We start from the raw sequence: 23,678 nt of genomic DNA on the forward strand, positions 1-23,678 counted from the left end.
CAGGCAAAGGATGAATTGGGGAAAGCGAATGAGGAGGACGAAGAAATGATATCTTTAGAAAAAACAAGACCTGTATGGATTGAAGTAAATCTTGATGATTTAGCACATAACATGTCTGAAGTGAGAAAAGCTGTAAAAGAAGGGGTCCTGGTTACGGCTGTAATAAAAGCTGATGGTTATGGACATGGTGCAGTGGAGATTGCTGAGGTGCTGCTAAACAATGGCGCTGACCGGTTGGCTGTGGCTACCCTTTCTGAGGCCATTGAGCTGCGACGTGTTTATAGAGAAGTCCCAATTTTGGTAATGGGATATACGCCGGAAAGTTGTGCATCTGAAGTTGTGAAGAACGATATTATTCAGACCGTTTATTCTTTTGAACAGGCAGAAGGTTTTTCAAAAGCAGCGCAAGCCATAGAAAAAGAAGCGATTCTTCATATAAAAGTAGACACCGGAATGAGCAGGCTAGGTTTTCAACCAGATATTACCACTGTTAAAGCCATAAAAAATATTTCAAAACTGCCGAAAATTAAAATAGAGGGTATATTCACCCACTTTGCTGTAGCTGATGAAAAAGATAAAGCCTTTACAAATCAGCAGTATGCACGATTGATAGAATTAGTGGAAAAGCTAAAGGGTGAAGATATAGAAATACCGATCAGACATTGCTCCAATAGTGCTGCGATTATTGACCTGCAAGATTACAATCTAGATATGGTACGGGCAGGAATCATGCTCTATGGTCTTTATCCCTCCAGCGAAGTGAATAAGGAGAACGTGAAACTAAGACAAGTGATGTCTTTAAAAGCAAAGATAGCACACCTAAAAGAGCTAGAAGCAGGAATCGGAATCAGTTATGGGCTGAAGCATGTTACTGTTGACCGGACAAAAATTGCCACCCTGCCTATAGGTTATGCCGATGGTTTTACAAGAATGCTGTCAGGAAAAGCAGAAGTAATTGTAAAAGGAAAAAAAGTTCCAGTGGTTGGAAGAATTTGCATGGATCAATGTATGATTGATGTAACAGGCATCGACAATTTAGACAGAGGCGATGTTGTAACATTGATTGGCAGAGAGGGAGAAGAAGAAATTTCTGTAGATGATGTAGCAGCTAAGCTGGGGACGATCAATTATGAGATTGTCTGTATGATGGGTAAGCGCATTCCACGTGTATATATTCGCAATGGAAAAGTTGTTAAAATTAAGGATTACCTGCTCCGCTAAATAAAAAGAAAGAGTAGCGGAGTCAGGGGGACGGTTCGAGCGTCACCGAAGCATAGCGAAGGTCCGGAGGGAAGACGATGGAACTGTCCCCCTGGCGAGGCGGATGTAATGCACTTAGTGTGACTTATATAGACTAAATAAAAAGAAAGTGAAATCTTTCAAAGAAGGGTATAAAAAGGTAGTCATATTGACACACTTATAATGAATAGTATATAATTGGATATATATTTTTGTATATACTATAATGGATGACTATGTCTGTATATAAATCAATTTTATATTTGGTATTTTTGGAGGTGTTTCTGTGGCTGAGTCAAAGCGTATTATAATAAGCTTGCCAGACAGTTTATTGAGAGAAGTAGATGATATTGTCGAAGTGGAGAAACGAAACCGAAGCGAATGTATCCGTGAAGCGATGCGGTTGTATATTCGGGAAAGAAAGAAAATACAAATTCGTGAAACCATGAAGAAGGGCTACAGGGAGATGGGAGCGATTAATTTAGCCTTAGCTGAAACAGGTATATATTCGGATTTTCAAACACTCGAAGGCTATGTAGCAAAGCTAGCGGAGTGTGAGTAGCGTGATTGTAAAAAGAGGCGATATTTTTTATGCGGATCTCAGTCCTGTGATTGGTTCGGAACAAGGCGGTGTCAGACCTGTTCTCATTGTTCAAAATGATGTTGGAAATAAATACAGCCCTACAGTGATTGTAGCGGCGATTACTTCTCAGATCAATAAGGCAAAGCTACCGACGCATTTGGAGATAAGTGCCACAGAATATGGATTGTCAAAGGATTCCGTTGTATTGCTAGAGCAAATTCGGACGATTGACAAGAAAAGACTTCGGGAAAAGCTCGGACATTTGGATGAAGAGATGATGCATAAAGTGGATGAAGCGTTATCCATCAGCTTTGGATTAGTAGATTTTTAAGGCGGTTTGTAAAAACCGCCTTTTATAATGGGTAAAATTGTAATAAAAAAATAATATTGTGACAGAAATATAGTAAGCCCATGGGCCCATTTTTATGATAAAATATAGTTAGATTTTGTCACAGTGTACCAACATTTGATAGAATACTTTCTATTTCCCAGGCAATAGACAAAGGAGGAATAATAATGTGGAGAAGTTTTAGAAATAGTAAGCTGTATGTAACTATACTGGGGATATTTGTACTAACTGTTGTTTTTGCACAAGTTAGCAAAGCTGGTTATTTTGAGCCGGGAACAAAGGAAGATCCTATTGTAACACAGACATATGTAGAAAAAAGAAATGAACAGCTTCGTTATTACATAGATCAAAAAATTGAAGAATTACAGGGTAAAGTAAATCAGACGCAGGCAAATCAGTTCTACCAAGTTATCGAAGTCCAAAAAGGACAGAAGGTAATTTGTAAGGCCAGCACAGAACTGATCGTGCGTTCAGGACAAGCCAAAGCTATTGCAAGTACTGCCGGCGGATTGTCTAATTTAATTTCTGGGAAAGATTTAAGATCAGGAGAAGTTGTGCCAATGAATCAATTGATTCTAGTACCCCGGGATGACGGAAGAGGAATCGACATCACCGCAGACAAGACTTTTATTCTCATTAAAGGCGGGTATGAAATCAAATAATATGATTGTTTGGAGAGAATAGGCATGGCCAATATAAATCAAATGTTGAAAAATGTAGCAAAAGATACGGTATACTATACGGCAGCTAAGGTTGTAGCGGGATTAATGGGCATTCTATCTGTCAAGCTCTTTACAAGTCTCTTTGCACCGGATGTATTTGGAGACTATTCGATTGTCAGTACGACAGTGAACATGCTTCTGATGATTGTATTTGGCTGGCTGTTTCATTCAGCAATCCGGTTTTCCCAAGAATATCAAGCGGTGGAGGAAAAGAAAAAATTCTACTCTACCCTATTTTTGTGTTCAGCAGCAGTTACATTCATTACAATTTTCATGGCCCTTTTATTGCTGTTCTTTTTCCAAAACAGCATTGACAAAGGTTTGACAATCTTAATTCTGAGTGGCATACTATTTCTAGGAACCCAAAGCAATGCACTGGTCTTGTTCAATCTCCTTAGGGCAGAACGGATGAGTCGGCTTTATTCTTTGTTAACTATAGGTTATAGTATTTTAAAGCTGGTATCCATCTATATAATGGCGACGGTTATGCACTTTGGAGTAGACAGTATTTTTTGGAGTGGAGCCTTATTTGATCTAATCGTAATTATTTTGATGGCTTATAAGCTGAGAATATGGAAATACTTTGACAAGAACAGCTTTACATCCCGGTTATTTAGGCGTTTTCTTGCCTATGGGTCTCCCTTGATTGGTGTATCTGTTACAACTTGGATTTTATCAGCTTCCGATAAGTATGTAATAAAAATCTATCGGACATCTGCGGAGGTAGGGATTTATTCCATTAGCTACAGTCTTGTAGCAGCAGGCTTTACACTAGTCAATACGTCTTTAATGCTGGGGTTATATCCTATTATTCTGAAGACCTGGAAGGAACATGGGAAAAAAGGTACAGAGGAGCTCATGGGTAAGATTCTCAGATATTACTTGATTATGACGATACCGGCCTTTGTCGGACTGAGTGTTCTTGCACGGCCTGCGCTGACTGTGCTGGCATCTAGAGATTATATCAGCGGATATACGGTGATTCCATGGGTTGCATTAGGACTTTTGTTTCAAGGACTAACTGAATATGTAACAAAGATTTGGGAACTGCAGGAAAAAACAAAGACCATATTCTACCTGATGATAGCAGCGGCTACAGTAAATATTTTGCTAAATATTGTGATGGTGCCTTATTATGGCTTTTATGCAGCGGCCATTACTACAGCATTTTCTTATTTGCTTTATCTTGCATTGGCCTTAGGCTTATCCTATAAAATATTTACATGGAAAATTTCTTTTAAATCCATGGGAAGAATTGCAGCAGCTTCTCTAATCATGGCAGCAGCCCTGCGGACATTGCTAGAGTTGATCCATCGTAGTACGATACACTTGATCCTTGGGATCATTTGTGGTGTGATGGTTTATTTTATGGCATTAATCATTGTTGGAGAATTAAAAGATGAAATAATTCAGATTCAGCGAGTTTTAAAAAGACGGAGGAATGATTATGAAAATCGTTGATGAGCGAGGCAGGCTGTTTGGCGTTGTCAATATAGTCGACCTAACTTTATTATTAGTGATTGTACTTTTTGCCGGAGGGGTTTATTATAAGTTGGTAGCAAAACAATCTATTACAGATAAAACCCATGCAGAGCAAGAGATATTTGTTACGATTAAATACACTCCACTTGATGAAGCAGAGCTAGATGGAGTGAATACGGGCGATCAGCTGGTTGCTAATAATGCGCTACAGCCGATTTATGTGGAAAATGTAGAAATACGCTCGGAAAAGGCAATGCTGGAAAAAAACGGAGTGTTGTCAGTGACGGAACATCCTTTTGAAAAAAGTATTTATATCACAATAAAAGGAGAAGCCTCCATCACTGATGCAAACATACACATGGCTAATCAAATCATTAAGATTGGACGGGAATTTTTCTTAAAAACCCTAACAACCGAGTGGAAGGGAATTGTTACGAATATCGAAATGCAGTAAAGGAGATCAGAAGATGAATGTGTTGAATAGGATTGTACAAGACAGCTTAATTTATCGCTGTGTCCGTTGGCTTCTTTCCGCTTATGAACATAGTATCTTTCGCCGGATCATGGATGGGTTGGGTGTTTCCTTTGAAAATAGTGCAGCCTTTAATCGTTTTCTGGGGAAAGGAAAAAAGGAATCGGTCTATAGGAATTCTTTATTATATAAGTTTTTATCATGGATCATTCAAGGCCTGAACAAGCTTTTTTATGCAACTTCTAGAGTATATAAGCAAGCTGAATCTACTAGCATTTTGCTGAATGCTTTAAAGCAACTGAGGTTTGAGATAGAGATGAACCCTATGAAAAGCAGTTGGATTTTGGTTTTCGGATTTAGTATCGGGTTTTTGATGCTGCGAGTTAGTTTAAAGGCGGCAGTGGTTTTGGCAGCGGCCAATGGCATATTATTTGTTTTTTCCGGACAACAAGCTAAATTGAAGGATATTTTGTCAGGGAGTATGCTTTATCAACTCTATCAATACTTTTTAGATGAAGACGGGTGGTTATAGCATGAAAAAAAATGGAACAATTTTGTTATGGTTAGGAGGCTTGGCTTTAGGAATCATTGCTGCAAAGCTAGGCATAAAATATGCTTTTGCTTTTAGTATTCTGTTGATTACGCCTATTGCATTGATCATGAAGCCGGAGAGAGGATTAAATTTACTGGCTGCTTATGCAGTCATTGACTTTGTATTTCGAACAAGGGGCGGAATACTGTCGGGAATCTGGGATGAACTGCTATTTATATTGATGATTGGTGTATTTTTCGTGCATCTCCTGATAAATGGCAAGGGATTTCCTGTTCGTTTGACAGAATTGGACGTGCCTATTTTTGTGTTTTTTGGCATTAGCATTTTTTTACTTCTGGTAAATTCACCAGAGCTTCATGTGGCTGTCGAAGGAATTCGGGTCATCTTGCAGTATATCCTATGGTATTTTGTAGCCATCAATATTATCAAGGATAGAAGTGTTGTGAGAAAGTTATTATTGGTATTGATTGTGATTGCTGTACTCTTATCTCTTCATGGAATTTATCAATATATTATTGGTGTCGAAATTCCAACAACCTGGTATGATTCTAAACATGAAACCAGTATGCGAACGAGAGTATTCTCTATTATTGGAAGTCCGAACATTTTAGGGAGCTTACTGGTGCTGGCACTGCCTATTACCCTTTCCTTTGTATTAAATGAACGGGGGTGGCTGCGAAAACTGGTTTACCTAGGATCTATGGGCGTCATGGCACTTTGTCTTGTATTTACATTTTCAAGGGGTGCATGGCTAGCTTTTGCGCTATCCGCAGTCATCTACACCCTGTTAAAGGATAAACGGTTAATTATTCCTATGGTACTGGGTGCCGCAGTTTTACTGATTGCTGTACCGCAGATTGGAGATCGAATCGCATATATGATCAGTCCGGAATATATGCTAAGCAGTGCCAGGGGGGGAAGGATTGCTCGATGGTCTGCAGCCATAGAAGCAGTGAAAACAAGTCCGATTTTTGGCGTTGGCTTGGGAAGATATGGCGGTGCTGTCGCTATGCGCTATATACCAGGTTCTTTCTATGCGGACAATTTTTATTTAAAGACCATGGCAGAGATGGGGATTATTGGGTTAACCGGATTTTTATATCTGTTGTACCGTGGCTGCATCGAATCCCTAAGAACCATACGAGGGTTGAAAGACCCAAAATTGTATAATATGGCAGTAGGGATTTTTACAGGCTTAATTGGTATATTGGCCCAAAATGCCGTTGAAAATGTTTTTGAGGTGCCGATGATGGCTACCTACTTCTGGCTCTTGGTAGCTGTGATTCTTTCTCTTCGCTATATAGAGGCAGAACCGCAGTGTGAGGTGAAATAAGATGGATTATAAGAATATACCCCGTAAAGTTGTTTGTATTTCATCTATCGACTGGTTTCCCATTCCCACTAGGAAGCAACAGGTAATGTCTAGATTACCAAAGGATTATGACATTCTTTATATAGAACCGCCTATCACATTAATTTCACCCTTGAAGGATCGAAGCATGACCTTTAAGTTGACAGCGTTTCTAAAAGGAACGAAGAAGGTTCAGGAGAATATTACGGTTTATTGCCCGCCGCCAGTGCTTCCTTTTGGAAATATGTACCCTTGGATCAATCGATTGAATCAATGGTGGCAGTCCATTTTTATCAAAAGGATTATGAAAAGCCATGGTATGCAGAATCCCTTGATCTGGACCTATATGCCAAACAGCTTAGACTTGATAAAAAAGCTGGAATATCAAGGACTTATTTATGATTGTGTGGATGAGCATTCGGAATACAAAGGATTTATTCATAAGGAGGCACTTCTGCAAATGGAGAAGGCCCTGGCAGAAAGCTGTGATCTGGTATTTGTTACAGCAGAGGGTTTATATGAATCAAAGCGATCTTACAATGATCATACCTACTGTATTCCCAACGGTGTAAACTTTGAACTATTTAACTCTGTCGATCAGGAAAGTACACCCATTGCTCAAGAAATTAAGGGCTTACAAAAACCGATCATTGGCTTTGTAGGTGTGATTCAAGAGTGGATTGATTTAAAACTGATTTACCGTATTGCCAATGAAAATCCCACTTGGTCTATTCTTATGGTAGGACCGATTGGTGCAGGCATTAATGTGGAACCTCTAAAATCCTTACCGAACGTACACTTTGTAGGTGGGAAAAAACCGGAGGAACTGCCCCATTATATAAAGGGGTTTGATGTTTGTATCAATCCTTTTCGACAATCAAATCTGACCAAAAACGTAAGTCCTCTAAAGTTTTATGAATACCTGGCTACAGGAAAACCCATTGTTACAGTAGATATGCCAGCGGTTCGCACTTTTGGAGATTGTGTAATGATTTCTGAGAATGAGGATGCTTTTTTGGAGAATATACAAAGGGCTTTAGAAGAAAACAGCGAGATTTTGAAGCAAAAACGGATCGAGAAGGGAAGAGAATCTTCTTGGGATAGAAAAGTAATGGATATACTACAGATCATTGAAGAAACGTTGGGAGGAAAAAAACATGGAAAATAGAAATCAAATAGCCGTATTTGGCCTCGGATTTGTTGGATTGCCCTTGGCATTGAGCTTTGCCATGAGAGGTGCAAAGGTTGTAGGTGTAGACATCGATACACGCTTAATACAAGAATTAAATCAGGGCATTACCCATCACCTGGAAGCCTATCAGGGTGAGTCGATCCAAGAGATTTTGAAGACACAACTTGCTTTTGGAAGATTTGAAGCAACAGCTGATCCTACTGCTGCAATGGAGAAGTGTAACAGCTTTATCGTGACGGTGGGTATTCCGGTAGTTGACGGAAATGGTTATATGGGTCACTTGGAAAGTGTGAGCAAGACCATCGCAAAAGGCTTAAAAAAAGGAGATTTGGTGGTTATTCGAAGTACTGTGGTTCCAGGTACAGTGCGCAGCTTTATTCAACCAATCTTAGAAGAAAGCGGATTAAAGGCTGGGGAGGATTTCTTTTTGGGATATGCCTCAGAGAGAATTGCGGAAGGAAAAGCCTTTGATGAATTTGAAAATATGCCTACATTGGTTAGTGGCGTGAATGAGGCCAGTGCAAAGGCCACAGAAAAATTATTGAAGATTGTAACAAAGGCAGAGATCGTTATCGCTTCATCCATAGAAGTAGTAGAGACTTCTAAGGTATTGGAAAATCTTTCAAGAGATATTAATATTGCTATGGTAAACGAATTTGCGAAATTTACAAAGAAAATGGGCATTGATATCTTCGAAGTCATCAAAGTAGCAAATACCCATAAAAGGGTAAATCTGTTGTATCCGGGACCAGGTGTAGGCGGGTACTGTATACCCAATGCTTTCTATTATTTAAAACCTAGGGCAGATGAGCTGGGCGTAGGCCTGGAGCTATCGGCTGCAGCGAGAGCTATCAATAAAGGAACACCTAATCGTGTAGCAGAAATGGCTGTAAAAAACCTGCAGGTAGCACCAAAGGATGCAAAAATCTGTATTCTGGGAATGGCCATGAAAGACTATTCATCAGACGATCGAATGAGTCCTGCTTTAGATGTTATAGAGGCATTGCAGAGTCAGGATATTGAGGTGGCTGTATACGATCCTGCGATCCCTGCACAACACCCTTATCTGGCAGATAGACTCGAGGATGCATTGCAAAATGCTCACGGAATTATTGTTTTGGCAAAGCAGGATGGTATTGATTTTGACAAATTAGAATATTTTAGAGGCTTTATGTCTGGAGACAAGCCCTTTATTATAGATACTAGAAATATTTATTGCAAAGAACTTGTAGAAGGAAAAGGATTTGTATTTGAAGGACTTTAAAACAGGTCAAATATCAATGGAGCGAGGTGTAAAAATGGGTTTAATAGATCAAAAAGGCCGTTTATTCGGTCTGATCAACTTAATAGATTTAGTTGTGTTATTAATGGTTGTGGTTCTGGCTTTTGGTACCTATACAAAAATGGCAGCGAGAGCGCAGCAAAACCAGCAGATTGTGTTGCAGGAAATTGAAATGGATATGTTCATAAAGGATGTAATGCCTTTTGCATTAGAGAGTTTTTCCGTAGGAGACATTGTTAAAGATGCAAATTCAAAAACAGTTTTAGGAACGATCTCAGAGATTAAATCGGAGCCCTATCAAGAGCCAGTAGTGGATCTGCAGGGAAACTATGTAATGAAGGAAGTTCCGAATAAATTGAATATTATTCTTACGGTGACAGGCAAGGCTCAGGTAAATAATAATAGTATTCAAATTCAAAAAGATGATGTGCTTGTTGGGAATATTTTGATTATCAATACCCATAAAAGCAAAGCGCAAGCAGTAATTATTGGTGTAAGAACAGAGTAGACTCAGGCAGTGCTTTTTGCGCTGCCTTTGTTTCACAGATTTGTTCGATATGGAAATGACCGACTCAGGAAAGGGGGGGTTTTTCCCTTGGAAGGAAATCGAAAACTAAAGGTACTCCACTTAATCAGCGGTGGAGATATTGGAGGGGCAAAGGTTCAAGTTTTAACACTTGTGAAGAATCTTCAAAAGCAAAATGTCGAAGTAAAGGTGTTGTGTTTCATAAAAGGGATCTTTTATGAAGAGGCAGTGGCCATGGGACTTGATATTGAGTTAATCAAGCAGCCTTCAAGATTGGATATGTCTGTAGTGGATAAGATTAAAGCTATTGTTGACAGCGAAGAATATGATTTAATCCATTCTCATGGTGCGCGGGCAAACCTAATCAGCATGTTGCTAAAGCGAAAAATAAAGATTCCTGTGATCACTACCATACATAGTGATTATCGATTGGACTTCGAAGATACCTTCTATAAAAGATGGATTTTTACACCATTAAACGCTATTGCATTACGCTTTATGGATTATTATATTACTGTTTCTATGGAACTAAAGGAAAAATTGGTTGAACGGGGCTTTCCAAATAAAAAAATATCCTATATTTTTAACGGGCTAGATTTTGAGAGTGAAATGAGCTATACACCGCGGGAGGAATACTTTAAAAGGCTAAATATCCCTTATGATCCTTGCTGTATTTATATAGGGATTCTCGGCAGACTTCATCCTGTAAAAGGTCATAAGGTATTTTTAGAAGGGGCAGCAGAAGCATTAAAAGAGGCAGGTCATCTTCGTTTTATCGTTGGCGGGGACGGTATTGAAATAGAGAATCTACAAAAGCTCTGCAGTAAACTACAGATTGAACATGCGGTGCATTTTGTTGGATTTGTACAAAATCCCTATGATTTTTTTAATGCGATTGATATCAATGCGCTTACTTCCTATAGCGAAGGTTTCCCCTATGCTTTGTTAGAAGGTGCCAAAATGAAGAAGCCCACCATTAGCTCTGATGTTGGAGATGTAAGCAAGTTGATACTTTCTGATCGAACAGGACTGCTTTTTCCATTAGGAGATCATAAGGCTTTTGGAGATCATTTAATTACATTGGGCAATTCAGCGGAAAGACGGGAGCAGTTTGGGCAGCAGCTCTTTGAATACGGAAAGAAACATTTTTCAGCAGTAGAGATGGCTAGCCAATATCATACAGTATATATGCAGGTGAAGGGCACATGAAAAAAGTATTTATATTTGGTTATTACGGTTTTCAGAATATTGGCGACGAAGCCATTCTTTCTGCTATTGTCTCTACGCTGAAAAAGGAAAAAGAAGATATTCAAATCTCAGCCCTATCCTATAATGCCCAATATACAGAAAAGCTTCACGGGATTCATGCCGTGAGTAGAAATAGTCTCCGAGGAATCATCCAAGCAATCAAAGAAGCTGATTTGGTGATAAGCGGTGGTGGCTCCTTACTGCAGGATATTACCAGCAGCCGATCCTTGATCTATTACTTAAGTATCATCTATTTAGCAAAAAAAATGGGTAAGAAAGTAATGTTTTATGGCAATGGTTTTGGACCTATCACGAAGCAGTGGAATAGGCATTTGCTGCAGCGTGTTCTCCGCAACGTGGATCGTATTACCCTGCGGGATTATGACTCTATGAAAACCTTTGAGGCTATAGGATTAAATAAAAGTGTTGAAGTTACTGCTGATGCAACATTTGTGTTAGAGCCGGAAGTGCAGGTCCGTATCCTTCATATTTTGGAACAAGAGGAAATTCCTATGGATAAGCCGCTGATCGGAATTTCCGTAAGGCCTTGGAAACATGCTGACAGTATTGTGAAGGTGTTGGCATCGGTTTGTGACTATATCATTGAAAGAAATATGAATGTAGTGTTTCTGCCAATGCAGTTTACAAAGGATATTGCCTTGTCTGAGGAAATCTGCAGTAAGATGAAAAACAAAGCCTATGTGCTCCAAGGAGAAGTAAGTCCTAAAGAAATGATTGGCATCATTGGCAAAATGGATTTTCTAATTGGCATGCGATTGCATGCACTGATCTTTGCAGCAAGAATGGGTGTTCCAATGATTGGGATTGAATATGATCCGAAAATTAAAGGTTTTTTAGATGTGGTCAAACAGACCAATATCGGAAAAGTAGAGGAACTGGATTTTATTAAGCTTTGTAGTGAATTTGACCGTTTATGGAATGAACGGGAAAGCAATGAGAAAATGCTGCAAGAGGTTGCTGCGTATTTAAAAAGGAAAGCAGCTATCAACGGTGAAATCGCCGTAAGATTGTTAGAGTAAGCGGGTGAGAACATGATAAATAGGGTTGAAATTATGGGGGTTCCAATAGATGCGGTGGACATGCCAAAGGCAGTGGACCAGGCAGTAGCTTTTTTCCAGCAGGAAAATCTCCAAGTGATCTATACGCCGAATACAGAAATTGTTATGGCAGCCCAGCAGGATCCAATACTGCTGGACGCTATTAAGGCTGCAAATTTAGTGATTCCCGATGGTATTGGACTGATCTATGCTTCTAAAATATTAAATAAAGGATTAAAGGAGCGGGTGACTGGCGTAGACTTGATGGGAGAAGTCCTTTCCTATTGTAATCAGCATGGAAAATCCATCTATATCTTAGGCGGAAAACCCGGTATTGCAGAAGTTGCCTGCAAAAATATTCAAATCAAGTTTCCGGAGATTTGTATCAGTGGGTTCAATGACGGCTATTTCCAAGAAAATGAAACTGCTGCGGTTATTGAAAAAATAAATCAGAGCAACGTAGATATTCTATTTGTGGGTTTAGGCGCCCCGAAGCAAGAAAAGTGGATTTTCCAGTATAGAGATAAACTAAAAGCTAAAATAGCTATGGGGGTAGGTGGCGGTGTGGATATATGGGCCGGGACAGTTAAGCGTGCACCCGAGGTTTATCAAAAACTTGGTCTGGAATGGTTTTACCGCCTGTTGAAAGAGCCTTGGCGATACAAACGTATGATGTCATTACCAAAGTTTATGATAAAGGTATTATTTAGCAAAAAATAGCATTTATTACTGGCTATCCTCGACAAGTCTCCCGAAACTGCTAAAACCTTTGCAGCAGCCATAGAGAGATTTTGAGAGGATTTTTTCATGCGGGTGGGCCTGTGAAATATTTTATTGTGAATATCACATCGTTGGATAAGTATGCATCGATTGCTAAAAAATAAATAATTAGAAGACAAATTGTGATATAATAGTGGAGGTGAAAAAATGGGTATAAAAGGCAAATCGTCTGTATTATTGGATTATATTTTGATTACTGTTGGTACTTTGATCATGGCACTAGGACTCATTTACTTTTTGGAACCTTATACCATTGCGCCCGGCGGGGTAACCGGCTTAGCCATTGTTGTCAATAAGGTTTTGGGTATTCCTATTGATGTGACAAACTTAGTGATCAATATTCCCCTATTTATTTTGGGATTGATGACTTTAGGAAGCAGATTTGGATTAAAAACTGCTTACGGAACATTCATGCTCTCTTTATTTATTAGGATGTTCATAATTTCATTGGGACAAAATATCATTATGGTTGAAGATTTGCTATTAGCGGCCCTTTATGGTGGTGTATTAATGGGAGTTGGAATCGGTCTTGTTTTCCGTGCAGGAGGGACCACTGGAGGTACAGATTTAGCTGCTTCAATTTTAAATAAATATTTTCCAAACATGAGCATACCTAAAATGATGATGGCCTTGGACTTAGTAATTGTAACCTTGGCAGGAATCGTCAACAGAAGGCTGGAAACATCTTTATATTCAATTATTGCTTTGTACATACTTGTAAAAATTGCTGATTTTATTGTAGAGGATTTGAGTTATGGGAAGGCATTTTTTATCATATCAAAGGAATCGAAGGCGATTGGGAAACAGATTCTTACGACCTTGGACCGCGGTGTAACAGTTTTAAAAGCTACTGGATTTTATACGGGAAATGATCGGGATGTACTTCTCTGTATTGTAGACAGAACACAAGTAGCAAAGCTAAAGAATATTGTCCATTCTATTGATGGTGACGCTTTTATTATGGTTACCACAGTACATGAGGTACTTGGAGAAGGCTTTAAGAAATTTGAATAAGATTAGGAGGGATTTTACTTGGTTAAGGTGGATCAAAAAAGATTAAATGAAACGGCATTGGAAATCCGTAGAAGCATTATCCGGTCTGTTTATGCTGCTGGATCAGGTCATCCGGGAGGCTCTTTGTCTGCTGTAGAAATTATGACAGCACTTTATTTTGAGAAAATGAAGATAGATCCGAAAAATCCAAAATGGGAAGAGCGGGATCGGTTTATTTTATCAAAAGGACATGCTGCACCAGTACTCTACGCGGCACTAGCTGAAAAAGGCTTCTTCCCTAAAGAAGAACTTTTAAAACTAAGACATGTAGATGCCATGCTGCAAGGGCATCCAGATATGAAGGGAACCCCAGGGGTTGAGATGTCTACCGGATCATTGGGGCAGGGTTTTTCAACGAGCATTGGAATGGCATTGGGAGCTAAACTAGATCAACGATCTAACCGGATTTATGTACTTCTTGGAGACGGAGAAGTACAAGAAGGGATTGTATGGGAAGCTGCTATGGCTGCTGCCCATTATCAATTGGATAATTTAACGGCTTTCATGGATTATAATGGACTCCAAATCGATGGAAATACAGATGAAGTAATGAATATTAATCCCATCACGGACAAATGGAAGAGCTTTGGTTGGAACGTAGTGGCGATAGACGGTCATGATTATGATCAGATTTTTGATGCCTTGGAAAAAGCAGAGAGTACGAAAAATCAACCAACGGTGATTATTGCAAAGACAGTTAAAGGAAAGGGTGTATCTTTCATGGAAAATCAAGCAGGATGGCATGGAAATGCACCAAAGAAAGAAGAGGCTGAAAAAGCTTTGGAAGAACTGGGAGGTGTGCTGTAATGACTGAAAAAATTGCAACCCGCGATGCCTACGGAAAAGCTTTAGCTGAATTAGGAAAACTTAATGAAAATATTGTTGTATTAGATGCAGACTTATCAAAGTCTACTAAAACTGCTGTTTTCCAAAAAGAATTCCCAAATCGCTTCTTCAATATGGGCATAGCAGAACAAAACCTAATGGGCACAGCTGCAGGTCTCTCCGCTGCTGGAAAGATTCCATTTGCAAGCACTTTTGCTATGTTCGCCACAGGAAGAGCCTTTGAAATTATTAGAAATTCTATCTGTTATCCAAAATTGAATGTAAAAATTTGTGCGACCCATGCAGGAATCACTGTGGGTGAGGATGGAGCTTCACATCAATCCTTAGAAGATTTGGCCTGTATGCGAGCTATTCCGAATATGGTTGTAATCAATCCGGCTGATGCAGTTTCTACAAAGAAAGCAATCTTTGCAGTTGCAGATTATTATGGCCCTGTCTACGTTCGATTGGGAAGATTAAATGTACCAGTGATTTATGATGACGCGGATTTTAGTTTTGAGATTGGTAAAGGAATCGAAGTAAAGGGTGGTAAGGATGTAACCTTGGTTGCTACCGGCGTCATGGTAGCAGAAGCATTAAGGGCCAGGGATATTTTAGCACAAGAAGGGATAGAAGCACGCGTAGTCGATATCCATACAATTAAACCTATTGACAAGGAGATACTTGTGAAGGCTGCATCGGAGACCGGTGCAATTGTAACTGCAGAGGAACACAATATCATTGGCGGTCTAGGTTCGGCAGTAGCAGAAGTTTTAGTGGAGCATAAGCCTGTACCCATGAAGCGCGTAGGTACGAGGGACACCTTTGGAGAGTCTGGAAAGCCTGATGTGTTAATGAAAAAATACGGTTTGACAGCAGAGGCCATCGTTGAGTCTGCTAAAGCTGCGATCGCAATGAAGTAAAAAAAGAGAGGGAAGCCTCTCTTTTTTTAGAATTTTTTTAGAAATCCTTAATATCCTTTCCCAGAAGAGGCACAGCACCCTTTGGCTGATGAATGTCAAATACAGGAACTACCTCTCCAATTTGTTCCTTTAAATTATTATAAATGGGTGTATGATACCAGTTCTTTAAGGTTTCTATTTCTTTCTCATCCAGTACATTTAGCTGCTTTAAAAGGTGAATGACTACCGGGTAGATTGCCCGTTCGTTTCCATCAACAATTTTGATGCATACCCCTAACTGCTGATTTCTAATACCGATGCAATAAACTGCTTCACAACCTACCTTACCAATCAACTTGCCATGGGTTAACCGCATTAAATCTGTACAAAACTCATCATCGCCACTGACCATTTCAGGATAAGCCAACATGGCATCTACTACAGTTTTTGCAGCCGGATGGTAGGGAGAATGGGAATGAATAGCCTGGTACATTAATTTCCCATAGGATTGTGCGATATTACGAATAGGTAAAAGATAAATAGGCACACCGCAGCCGTCAATACCAACAGGAATACTTTTGGGGTCTAGTTCTGCAAAATCAGCGATAGTTTTTAAAATTTCCTGTTGTACAGGATGGGCTAAATCCTCATAGGTATCTATAGGAAGGTTTTTATAACTTGCTAAAGCCAGCATGGCAGCATGCTTGCCGGAGCAACTGCAATGGAATACAGAGGGCTTATCCCCTGTTGATATAAGCCGGTTGCTTTCGTCGGCATTGTAGGGCATCATGATACCGCAATGCAGATCTTTTTCTCCTAATTTCAGACGACCGAGCATTTTCTGAACAGCAGCCTGATGGCGCCCTTGCCCGCTGTGGGAAGAACAGGCAAGTGCGATCTCTTCAAGTGAAAAGTTATAAGCTTTTGCTGCACCTGATTGCAGCAAAGGAATTACCTGAATAGGTTTTGCAGAGGAACGAAAGAAAATAGATGTATCTGGAGAACCAAGTTGATATAGCACAGTTCCAATAGAATTCGTTACACAAATGGTTCCATAATGGACACTTTCTATTAAATCGTTCCGAGTAACAACTGCTAGTGCTTCCATAAGCATTCTCCTTTGAAAACAAAGTTGTCACCTATTTTAATGGCTTCATTAGTACCTTGAAGAACATCGAAAACAGGTAGCGTGTATCCTATGATATTTCCCCGATGGTCCTTAATAGGAGGAAATGCCCATAATACCAATCGGTCTTCCATTTCCCTGTCCGTAAGGCCAAGCTGTCTTAATATATGAAGGGCAACGGGATAAACAGCGCGCTCATTGCCGTCAGCAATTTTTACAGCAGCACCCAGCCCTTTTTCTGGTATGGCTAGACAGTATACACCTTCACCACCCACCTTGCCAATTACCTTTCTACCGCTATAATTGATCAATTCTGTGCAAAATTCACTATCTCCATTAATCATTCTAGGATAAGCCAGCATAGCATTTGCAATTTTGGACAAAACAAATCCGTATTGAGAATGTCCTTTTTCACCAGCTGCCAGAAGCGCATAAAGATAGGCTGCCTGTTGAAGGCTGATCATAAAGTTAGGGACGCCGCACCCATCTTGTCCTGTGACAATCTCTTCAGAAGGGATATTTAATAATGAAGCTATGGTGTTAAGAATCAGTTGTTGAACTGGATGGGTTTTCTCTACATATCCCTTTGTAGGATAACCATAAAATCTGCATAATGCCAACATGCCTGCATGTTTACCAGAACAGCAGTTGAAAAGCTGAGATGGCTTTTCCTGTTTGCACGTAATCCGGGTAAGCATTTCAGGATTGTAAGGATTACAAATACCGCAGTCTAGATCTTCCTCCGTCAAACCTATTTTTTGAAGTATAGAATATACCGCTTGCCGGTGAAAATCTTCTCCACTATGGGAAGAACAGATGACAGACAATTCTTCAAGGCTGATTCCAAATTTTTCTAATGATCCTGAAGCTGCAAGAGCAACCGCCTGAAAGGGCTTTGCTGAAGAACGCAGATATATTTTTTTTTGCTCATTTCCTATGCGCGACTGCAGCTGATTATGATAATCACTAATGCAAATAGCGCCGCTATGGATGCTTTCTACACGATGACTTCTTGTAAGTACGACCAAAGGCTTCATATAAAACTCCTTTTCTTTGCTAGAATTCTGTATTAGTATAACCGAAAGATCAATTTTCATGTTTTGATGATCGCTGAGAAGTGAAAGACAAATATTCATGATTTATTGAAATCTATATAGAATATTTAGGGGACATTCAGAATACTATGTAGTATATATTAAGGAATAAGGGGGGATATGGGTGAAATTCAAATGGTCTTTCAATCTTAAGGCTCTCAATTGGAGAACCATTGCAATCGTAGCGGTTGTAATTTTGATCGTGGTTGCAGGAATTTATACGCTTAAATATTTTATGAAGGATGATGGAAACGTGGCTTTTGAAATACTGAGTGAGGAAATGATACCGCAGAAAGTCCAGGAGATACTGCCCAGATATAAAGCATTAGAAAGGGCGCTGGCGTGTAAGGTAGACGGAGATATTTATGTGATCGCTACAAGGGGAGAAAAGCCGACAGGTGGATTTACGGTTGATATAGATCGCATTATGAAAGTAAAAGAAGAAGATAAAAATAAACTAGTGATTTATGTAACCTTCGAGGATCCTAAGCCTGGAGACGTGGTTACACAAGTGATTACATATCCATATACCGTTGCAAAAACCAATCTAAAAGAACTGCCTGACAAGATAGAGTTAAAAGTAAAATATGATGAATAATGTGCAGCCCGTATCATAAGATGCGGGCTGTCTCTGTTTTCTTTACAATTATTACAAAAACTAGCAAATTTATTTTTTGTAAGGTACATATCCGGGTATAGATATTAACAAACTAAAATAGGGAGGTTGAATAAATGATAGATCAATATAGAGTCCCAGTGGACAAACTGAAGAACAAATGTGATATAGGATGTTTTGATTTTAATACAACTGCAGATTTATATCCATTGCAGGGAATCATTGGTCAGAAAAGGGCTGCAGAAGCTCTAGAATTTGGCTTAGATATAAAAAAGAAGGGCTATAATATATTTGTTTCAGGGCTAAGTGGGACAGGCCGCAACAGCTATGTACTATCAATTGCAGAAAAGAAAGCTGAATCAAAGGAAACACCGGATGACTGGGTTTATGTTCATAATTTTAAAAATCCGGACAGTCCTATTGCACTGAGTTTGAAAAATGGTACAGCAAAGTATCTAAAAAAAGAAATCGAGAACATGATTGAAATCTTACAAAAAGAAATACCTCAAATTTTCTTAAGTAAAGAGTATGAGAACAAAAAAAGTACGCTCGTTCAACAATACCAGAAGTATACACAGCAGATCATTGATGAATTAAATCAAATGGCAAAATCTTATCAATTTATGTTTAGCCAGACGGAACGTGGATTGATAAGCGTTCCTCTAAAAGAGGGACGACCAATGAGCGAAGAGGAGTATCGAAATTTAACCTCTCAGGAGATGGATCATCTGCGGCAAAATTCCAGTCAGTTAAGCTTAGAAACCATAGATGTTTTTAATAAGCTTCGGGCATTAGAAGAAGAGTATAGGAACCGCATAAAACAATTAGACGAAAAAAGCGGTTTTGATGCAGTTGATTTCTATATTACTCAACTAAAGGAAAAGTTTGGAGACCGGGAATCCATTATTGAATTTTTAGAACTTCTTGAAGATGATATCGTAGGGCATATCGATAAATTCAAGTCTGATCAGGGACAAGATATGAATAATCCCTTAGCAATGTTCCAGATGCGTTCGACAGAGGCATTTTTTGATCGTTATAGAGTCAATCTTTTTATAGACAATAGCGAAAAGAAAGGTGCACCTATTATTAATGAAACAAACCCCACTTATTACAATCTTCTGGGCAGAATTGAGTATAAAAATGAATTAGGTGTTATGAAAACGGATTTTACAGAGGTAAAAGCCGGTGCATTGCATCAAGCCAATGGTGGATATCTCATTCTTCAAGCAAAGGACTTACTAACCAATGCTTTTGCTTGGAATGCATTAAAACGGGCTTTAAAAACAAATGAAATAATTATTGAAGGATTGGACAAACAGGTTGGATATGTAGTAACTTCTACCCTAAAACCACAACCGATTCCTCTTGATATCAAAGTTATCATTGTTGGAGATCCATACACCTATTATTTATTATACAACTATGATGAAGATTTTAAAAAGCTTTTTAAGATCATGGCTGATTTTGATATTGAGATGGAACGTAGTGAAGAAAATATTTACAAGATGGCCAGATTTATCGCTACCCATTGCGAAAAAGAAGGGTTAAAGCATTTTGATAAAAGTGCCGTAGGACGAATGATTGAGTACAGTTCTCGTCTGGCAGATGATCAGCATAAATTGAGTTCGCGGTTTAATCAAGTAGTAGAAATACTGTATGAAGCGGATCGTTGGGCAGAAATGATGGGCTCAGACCATGTAACGATTATTCATGTAGAAAAGGCTATTGCAGAAAAGGTTCAGCGCAATAACAAATACGAAGAAAAAACGATGGAGATGTTTGAGGATGGGACCCTTCTGCTAGATGTTGAGGGTGAAAAGATTGGCGAAATCAATGGACTTGCTGTTACAGGCACAGGAGAATACAGCTTTGGAAAGCCCAGTAAGATTACCGTTACCACTTATAAAGGGAAATCGGGCATTATCAATATCGAAAGAGAAGTACGAAAGAGTGGAAGTATTCACGACAAGGGTGTCCTAATCTTAAACGGATATATAGGCGATAAATTTGCGCAGGACAAACACTTATCCCTATCAGCAAACATTGTATTTGAGCAGCTTTATTCAGGGGTAGATGGAGATAGTGCCTCTAGTACAGAATTATATGCACTGCTGTCCAGTTTATCGAAGATACCGGTTAAGCAATATATTGCAGTAACAGGTTCAGTCAATCAAAGAGGACAGATACAACCCATTGGTGGTGTCAATGAAAAAATCGAAGGCTTCTTTAAGGTTTGCAAGCTGAAAGGACTGAACGGAAAACAGGGAGTTATGATTCCACATCAAAATGTAAAAAACCTGATGCTGAATGATGAAGTTATTAAAGCGATAGAACACGGGTTGTTCAATATCTATGCCATTAAAAGTGTGGAAGAAGGCATAGAGATACTGACAGGAGTGCCTGCTGGCGTAAAGGATGAATCCGGAGAATATACACAAGATAGTGTGTATTACAGAGTGAATCAGCAGTTAAAGAAATTCCTGGAAGAGGAAGAAGGCGCAGAAGAAGGAAAAGAACGAAAAAATGAAAGAAAAAAGAAAAGAAAGAGAAAGGAAATAAGCAAGATGAGAGTGTAAGCAAAGACAGAGATAGAGTAGGCAATTGCCTACTCTAAGACTGATTATACCCCCCTCACAAGATCCTCCCTGCTCCATGACAAGGCCACTTTTATTGAATAAAACAAGTTGAAAAAAGTGACCTTCGTCAAGTCGCGAATCGGGAGCTTATAGGGGTTTGTTTAAAAATATGACTTTGTTAACAAGCTGAGGGTAGGCATTTGTCTACCCTATTTGCATTCAATCAGTTCTGATTCTGTAATGATATAATCTACTGCTTGATCAAAAGATTCTGCAGGTACAGCTTCGACAATCTGCAGGTCAAAGGCAAGGGCTACAGTAGGTATTCTTTTGGATAACTTTTCAAAAAATCTGTCGTAGTAACCGCCGCCATAACCAATACGATAACCTTTCCGGTCAAAGGCAACACCGGGAACAATTACCAAATCAATTTCAGATGCATCCACAGAGCGGATGTATTCTTCTTTAGGCTCGAATACGCCGAAAGTTCCCTCGGCAAGTTCTTTGGCAGGGTTTTTCAAATGGGATAAAATCATCTCTCTTGTCTTAGGCACGCAAATGGGGACAATTGCTTTTTTATGACCAGCAATCAAATCTTGGACAATCCCATCGGTTTTTACTTCACTTCGGAAATCAATATAAACCATTACATTTTGTGCCTCTTTGTAAGGTAGGAAATTCTTCAAACGGTGAAAAATTGATTTGCTTTTTTCTAGGATTTCCCCCTCTGACAACATTCCCCTATGGTGTAATATTTCTTTTCTCATCTCTTTTTTCACAATCTCATCTCCTAGAAGTATTTTCGATTTCTTAATTCGCTATAGAATAGAATGAATCCTTTGAGGTAGAGTGAAATTATGCTATTAATTTTTTGGTGCTGGATGGCAAGTATTAGGGTTTGGAAAAAAAGGCAAAACATACTATAATAGTATTAGAATCTACAAATTGTATTATTTTTTTACTATTTTTTAAATTTAGGACAAATGCATTATAAATTCATGTTACAATAAAAAGGAGATTTAAGCTATTTTGTAGAAATGTATATGAATTAGTGGGAGTTGGTCAAATGATAGAATTCTTTAATGTCACAAAGCAGTATAAGAACGGTACATCAGCGCTTTCAAATATAAATATACAAATTAATAAAGGCGATTTTGTGTTTTTAGTAGGACCCAGCGGGGCAGGAAAATCCACGTTTATTAAGCTGCTCTTGAAAGAACTTGAACCTACTGAGGGACGAATCATCATTGACGAAATGGATACAACAAATCTTTCAAGAAGAAAAATCCCGATGCTCAGAAGAAAGATGGGTTTTGTTTTTCAAGATTTCCGGTTGCTGCAAAATAAGACTGTCTTTGAAAATGTAGCCTTTGCCATGGAGATTATAGAAGCAAGTCCGAAGGAAATCAGGAGACAAGTTCCAACGATTTTAAGCATGGTATCTTTAAGTGACAAAGCAAATATGTATCCAGATCAGCTCTCGGGAGGAGAACAGCAGAGGGTTTCCATTGCCAGGGCTATTGTAAACAGCCCCTCAGTTCTAATTGCCGATGAGCCAACAGGAAATCTGGATCCAGATACTGCATGGGAAATTATGAAACTAATTAAACAGATTAACCGCAGAGGAACCACTGTGGTAATGGCTACACACGCCAAAGAAATTGTAGATATGATGCAGCAGAGGGTAATTGCACTCGAAGGAGGAAGAATTGTAAGAGACGATAAGAAAGGTGTGTATGGCTATGAAGATTAGAACTGTATCCTATATGATGCGTCAAGGGGTCAAGGGATTATGGCGTAATCGGATGATGACTTTTGCATCTATCGGCTCTGTAGCCTCTGCATTGGTTATTTTAGGTATTGTTTTTATGATTGTACTCAATATCAACAGTCTGGCAGAAACAGCAAAAGGACAATTTGACTCGATACAGTTGTATCTAAAGGATGATCTGGATCAGAAGGAAATTGACGAAATCGGTAAAATGGTTGATCGTATGGAAGGACTTGAATCAGCCTATTATATATCCAAAGCAGAAGCCTTGGAGGATCTGAAAAAACAGTGGGGGGAGCATGGCTACCTGTTGGAAGGCCTTGAGTCGAATCCACTACCCAATTCCTATGTATTGAAGCTGAGGGATATTTCATATTCAGAGCAAGTTGTAAGTCAAGTAAAAAAAATTGACGGATTAGAGGAAGTCAAATACTACAAGGATGTTGTGGACAAGCTGTTACAGATTACAAATTTTATCCGTACGACAGGGCTGATTGTAATTGGAATATTAATCGGGATCTCAATGTTTATTATTTCTAATACGATTAAAATTACAGTAGCAGCTAGATATAGGGAAATCAACATCATGAAATATGTAGGTGCCACCAACTGGTTTGTACGATGGCCATTCCTCATAGAGGGAATGATCCTAGGATTTACAGGATCAATAATTGCATTAGTAGTAATCGGGTACAGCTATAAAAACATTTTCGATTTGATTACGGAAAAAATGTACGTTATGGTTTCAGCTTATATGATTCCTACGCCATTGCTTATTAACAATCTAGCAGTAATATTCTTGGTTTTAGGTACTGGAATTGGGGCTTTAGGAAGCATATTTTCTATGAGAAAATTCTTGAAAGTATAGAAAATGT

Annotated in this window: 24 protein-coding genes; 21 read left to right on the top strand and 3 right to left on the bottom strand. The window is 39.0% G+C overall.

Annotation, left to right across the window (positions count from 1 at the left end):
• The first annotated feature begins 45 nt into the window (after positions 1–45).
• The 17 genes from alr (at position 46) to Gferi_RS20560 (ending at position 15,638) form a co-directional block, all read left to right on the top strand.
• The gene (gene alr / locus Gferi_RS20480; protein WP_069979811.1) at positions 46–1,221 is read left to right on the top strand and encodes an alanine racemase; all 1,176 of its coding nucleotides are present in this window, start codon (positions 46–48) and stop codon (positions 1,219–1,221) included.
• Positions 1,222–1,525: 304 nt separating this feature from the next.
• Positions 1,526–1,801: a CopG family ribbon-helix-helix protein gene (locus Gferi_RS20485; protein WP_069979812.1), complete on the top strand. Its 276-nt coding sequence runs from the start codon at positions 1,526–1,528 to the stop codon at positions 1,799–1,801.
• Position 1,802: 1 nt separating this feature from the next.
• Positions 1,803–2,153, top strand: a complete 351-nt coding sequence (locus Gferi_RS20490) for a type II toxin-antitoxin system PemK/MazF family toxin (RefSeq protein WP_069979814.1) — start codon at positions 1,803–1,805, stop codon at positions 2,151–2,153.
• A 185-nt stretch (positions 2,154–2,338) separates the two neighbouring features.
• Positions 2,339–2,833, top strand: coding sequence for a hypothetical protein (locus Gferi_RS20495; protein WP_069979819.1), 495 nt, complete (start codon positions 2,339–2,341; stop codon positions 2,831–2,833).
• Positions 2,834–2,857: 24 nt separating this feature from the next.
• Complete coding sequence (locus tag Gferi_RS20500; protein ID WP_069979821.1) at positions 2,858–4,354, top strand: oligosaccharide flippase family protein; 1,497 nt, start codon at positions 2,858–2,860, stop codon at positions 4,352–4,354.
• On the top strand, positions 4,341–4,829 hold the full coding sequence (locus Gferi_RS20505; RefSeq protein ID WP_069979823.1) for a DUF4330 domain-containing protein: 489 nt from the start codon (positions 4,341–4,343) through the stop codon (positions 4,827–4,829). The genes Gferi_RS20500 and Gferi_RS20505 overlap by 14 nt, the downstream gene beginning before the upstream one ends.
• 13 nt (positions 4,830–4,842) lie before the next feature.
• Positions 4,843–5,379 (top strand): hypothetical protein, encoded by a 537-nt coding sequence (locus Gferi_RS20510; protein ID WP_069979825.1) that lies wholly within the window; start codon positions 4,843–4,845, stop codon positions 5,377–5,379.
• A gap of 1 nt (position 5,380) precedes the next feature.
• Positions 5,381–6,733, top strand: coding sequence for an O-antigen ligase family protein (locus tag Gferi_RS20515; protein WP_069979827.1), 1,353 nt, complete (start codon positions 5,381–5,383; stop codon positions 6,731–6,733).
• Position 6,734: 1 nt separating this feature from the next.
• Positions 6,735–7,919: a glycosyltransferase gene (locus tag Gferi_RS20520; protein WP_069979828.1), complete on the top strand. Its 1,185-nt coding sequence runs from the start codon at positions 6,735–6,737 to the stop codon at positions 7,917–7,919.
• Entirely contained in the window at positions 7,909–9,207 is a 1,299-nt protein-coding gene (locus Gferi_RS20525; protein ID WP_069979829.1) for a nucleotide sugar dehydrogenase, read from the top strand. Before Gferi_RS20520 ends, Gferi_RS20525 begins: the two co-directional genes overlap by 11 nt.
• Positions 9,188–9,733, top strand: coding sequence for a DUF4330 domain-containing protein (locus Gferi_RS20530; RefSeq protein WP_069979831.1), 546 nt, complete (start codon positions 9,188–9,190; stop codon positions 9,731–9,733). Before Gferi_RS20525 ends, Gferi_RS20530 begins: the two co-directional genes overlap by 20 nt.
• 87 nt (positions 9,734–9,820) lie before the next feature.
• The gene (locus tag Gferi_RS20535; protein ID WP_069979833.1) at positions 9,821–10,960 is read left to right on the top strand and encodes a glycosyltransferase family 4 protein; all 1,140 of its coding nucleotides are present in this window, start codon (positions 9,821–9,823) and stop codon (positions 10,958–10,960) included.
• A complete protein-coding gene (gene csaB, locus Gferi_RS20540; RefSeq protein ID WP_069979834.1) occupies positions 10,957–12,039 on the top strand; it encodes a polysaccharide pyruvyl transferase CsaB in 1,083 nt (360 codons plus the stop codon). The genes Gferi_RS20535 and csaB overlap by 4 nt, the downstream gene beginning before the upstream one ends.
• Before the next feature lie 12 nt (positions 12,040–12,051).
• Positions 12,052–12,777: a WecB/TagA/CpsF family glycosyltransferase gene (locus Gferi_RS20545; protein ID WP_207645771.1), complete on the top strand. Its 726-nt coding sequence runs from the start codon at positions 12,052–12,054 to the stop codon at positions 12,775–12,777.
• A 207-nt stretch (positions 12,778–12,984) separates the two neighbouring features.
• The gene (locus Gferi_RS20550; protein WP_069979836.1) at positions 12,985–13,851 is read left to right on the top strand and encodes a YitT family protein; all 867 of its coding nucleotides are present in this window, start codon (positions 12,985–12,987) and stop codon (positions 13,849–13,851) included.
• Positions 13,852–13,878: 27 nt separating this feature from the next.
• Positions 13,879–14,697 carry a transketolase gene (locus Gferi_RS20555; protein ID WP_069981538.1) on the top strand — a complete coding sequence of 273 codons (819 nt, stop codon included), beginning with the start codon at positions 13,879–13,881 and terminating at the stop codon, positions 14,695–14,697.
• On the top strand, positions 14,697–15,638 hold the full coding sequence (locus Gferi_RS20560) for a transketolase family protein (RefSeq protein WP_069979840.1): 942 nt from the start codon (positions 14,697–14,699) through the stop codon (positions 15,636–15,638). Before Gferi_RS20555 ends, Gferi_RS20560 begins: the two co-directional genes overlap by 1 nt.
• A gap of 37 nt (positions 15,639–15,675) precedes the next feature.
• Here Gferi_RS20560 and Gferi_RS20565 read toward each other — a convergent pair whose 3' ends face one another.
• Positions 15,676–16,725, bottom strand: a complete 1,050-nt coding sequence (locus Gferi_RS20565; RefSeq protein ID WP_069979843.1) for an asparaginase — start codon at positions 16,723–16,725, stop codon at positions 15,676–15,678.
• A complete protein-coding gene (locus tag Gferi_RS20570) occupies positions 16,713–17,780 on the bottom strand; it encodes an asparaginase (protein ID WP_069979846.1) in 1,068 nt (355 codons plus the stop codon). Before Gferi_RS20570 ends, Gferi_RS20565 begins: the two co-directional genes overlap by 13 nt.
• A 181-nt stretch (positions 17,781–17,961) precedes the next feature.
• Between Gferi_RS20570 and Gferi_RS20575 the strand changes: the two genes are divergently transcribed.
• On the top strand, positions 17,962–18,435 hold the full coding sequence (locus Gferi_RS20575) for a protease complex subunit PrcB family protein (RefSeq protein WP_069979848.1): 474 nt from the start codon (positions 17,962–17,964) through the stop codon (positions 18,433–18,435).
• Between the two features lie 134 nt (positions 18,436–18,569).
• Positions 18,570–21,032: a Lon protease family protein gene (locus tag Gferi_RS20580; RefSeq protein ID WP_069979850.1), complete on the top strand. Its 2,463-nt coding sequence runs from the start codon at positions 18,570–18,572 to the stop codon at positions 21,030–21,032.
• A gap of 209 nt (positions 21,033–21,241) precedes the next feature.
• On the opposite strand, the gene Gferi_RS20585 is transcribed toward Gferi_RS20580, so the two are convergent.
• A complete protein-coding gene (locus Gferi_RS20585; protein ID WP_083273670.1) occupies positions 21,242–21,811 on the bottom strand; it encodes a 5-formyltetrahydrofolate cyclo-ligase in 570 nt (189 codons plus the stop codon).
• 287 nt (positions 21,812–22,098) lie between these two features.
• Here Gferi_RS20585 and ftsE point away from each other — a divergent pair, with 287 nt between their 5' ends.
• The gene (ftsE, locus tag Gferi_RS20590) at positions 22,099–22,785 is read left to right on the top strand and encodes a cell division ATP-binding protein FtsE (RefSeq protein ID WP_069979852.1); all 687 of its coding nucleotides are present in this window, start codon (positions 22,099–22,101) and stop codon (positions 22,783–22,785) included.
• Positions 22,775–23,671 (top strand): permease-like cell division protein FtsX, encoded by an 897-nt coding sequence (gene ftsX / locus Gferi_RS20595; RefSeq protein WP_083273874.1) that lies wholly within the window; start codon positions 22,775–22,777, stop codon positions 23,669–23,671. Before ftsE ends, ftsX begins: the two co-directional genes overlap by 11 nt.
• Positions 23,672–23,678 lie beyond the last annotated feature (7 nt).

Source organism: Geosporobacter ferrireducens (assembly GCF_001750685.1).
GTDB classification, from domain to species: Bacteria; Bacillota; Clostridia; order Peptostreptococcales; family Thermotaleaceae; genus Geosporobacter; species Geosporobacter ferrireducens.

Excerpts from the sequence above, each read along its gene's own strand:
- alr (WP_069979811.1), top strand. The coding sequence starts at position 46 with ATGATATCTTTAGAAAAAACAAGACCTGTATGGATTGAAGTAAATCTT.
- Gferi_RS20495 (WP_069979819.1), top strand. The coding sequence starts at position 2,339 with ATGTGGAGAAGTTTTAGAAATAGTAAGCTGTATGTAACTATACTGGGG.
- Gferi_RS20500 (WP_069979821.1), top strand. The coding sequence starts at position 2,858 with ATGGCCAATATAAATCAAATGTTGAAAAATGTAGCAAAAGATACGGTA.
- Gferi_RS20505 (WP_069979823.1), top strand. The coding sequence starts at position 4,341 with ATGAAAATCGTTGATGAGCGAGGCAGGCTGTTTGGCGTTGTCAATATA.
- Gferi_RS20510 (WP_069979825.1), top strand. The coding sequence starts at position 4,843 with ATGAATGTGTTGAATAGGATTGTACAAGACAGCTTAATTTATCGCTGT.
- Gferi_RS20515 (WP_069979827.1), top strand. The coding sequence starts at position 5,381 with ATGAAAAAAAATGGAACAATTTTGTTATGGTTAGGAGGCTTGGCTTTA.
- Gferi_RS20520 (WP_069979828.1), top strand. The coding sequence starts at position 6,735 with ATGGATTATAAGAATATACCCCGTAAAGTTGTTTGTATTTCATCTATC.
- Gferi_RS20525 (WP_069979829.1), top strand. The coding sequence starts at position 7,909 with ATGGAAAATAGAAATCAAATAGCCGTATTTGGCCTCGGATTTGTTGGA.
- csaB (WP_069979834.1), top strand. The coding sequence starts at position 10,957 with ATGAAAAAAGTATTTATATTTGGTTATTACGGTTTTCAGAATATTGGC.
- Gferi_RS20545 (WP_207645771.1), top strand. The coding sequence starts at position 12,052 with ATGATAAATAGGGTTGAAATTATGGGGGTTCCAATAGATGCGGTGGAC.
- Gferi_RS20550 (WP_069979836.1), top strand. The coding sequence starts at position 12,985 with ATGGGTATAAAAGGCAAATCGTCTGTATTATTGGATTATATTTTGATT.
- Gferi_RS20560 (WP_069979840.1), top strand. The coding sequence starts at position 14,697 with ATGACTGAAAAAATTGCAACCCGCGATGCCTACGGAAAAGCTTTAGCT.
- Gferi_RS20565 (WP_069979843.1), bottom strand. The coding sequence starts at position 16,725 with ATGGAAGCACTAGCAGTTGTTACTCGGAACGATTTAATAGAAAGTGTC.
- Gferi_RS20570 (WP_069979846.1), bottom strand. The coding sequence starts at position 17,780 with ATGAAGCCTTTGGTCGTACTTACAAGAAGTCATCGTGTAGAAAGCATC.
- Gferi_RS20580 (WP_069979850.1), top strand. The coding sequence starts at position 18,570 with ATGATAGATCAATATAGAGTCCCAGTGGACAAACTGAAGAACAAATGT.
- ftsE (WP_069979852.1), top strand. The coding sequence starts at position 22,099 with ATGATAGAATTCTTTAATGTCACAAAGCAGTATAAGAACGGTACATCA.
- ftsX (WP_083273874.1), top strand. The coding sequence starts at position 22,775 with ATGAAGATTAGAACTGTATCCTATATGATGCGTCAAGGGGTCAAGGGA.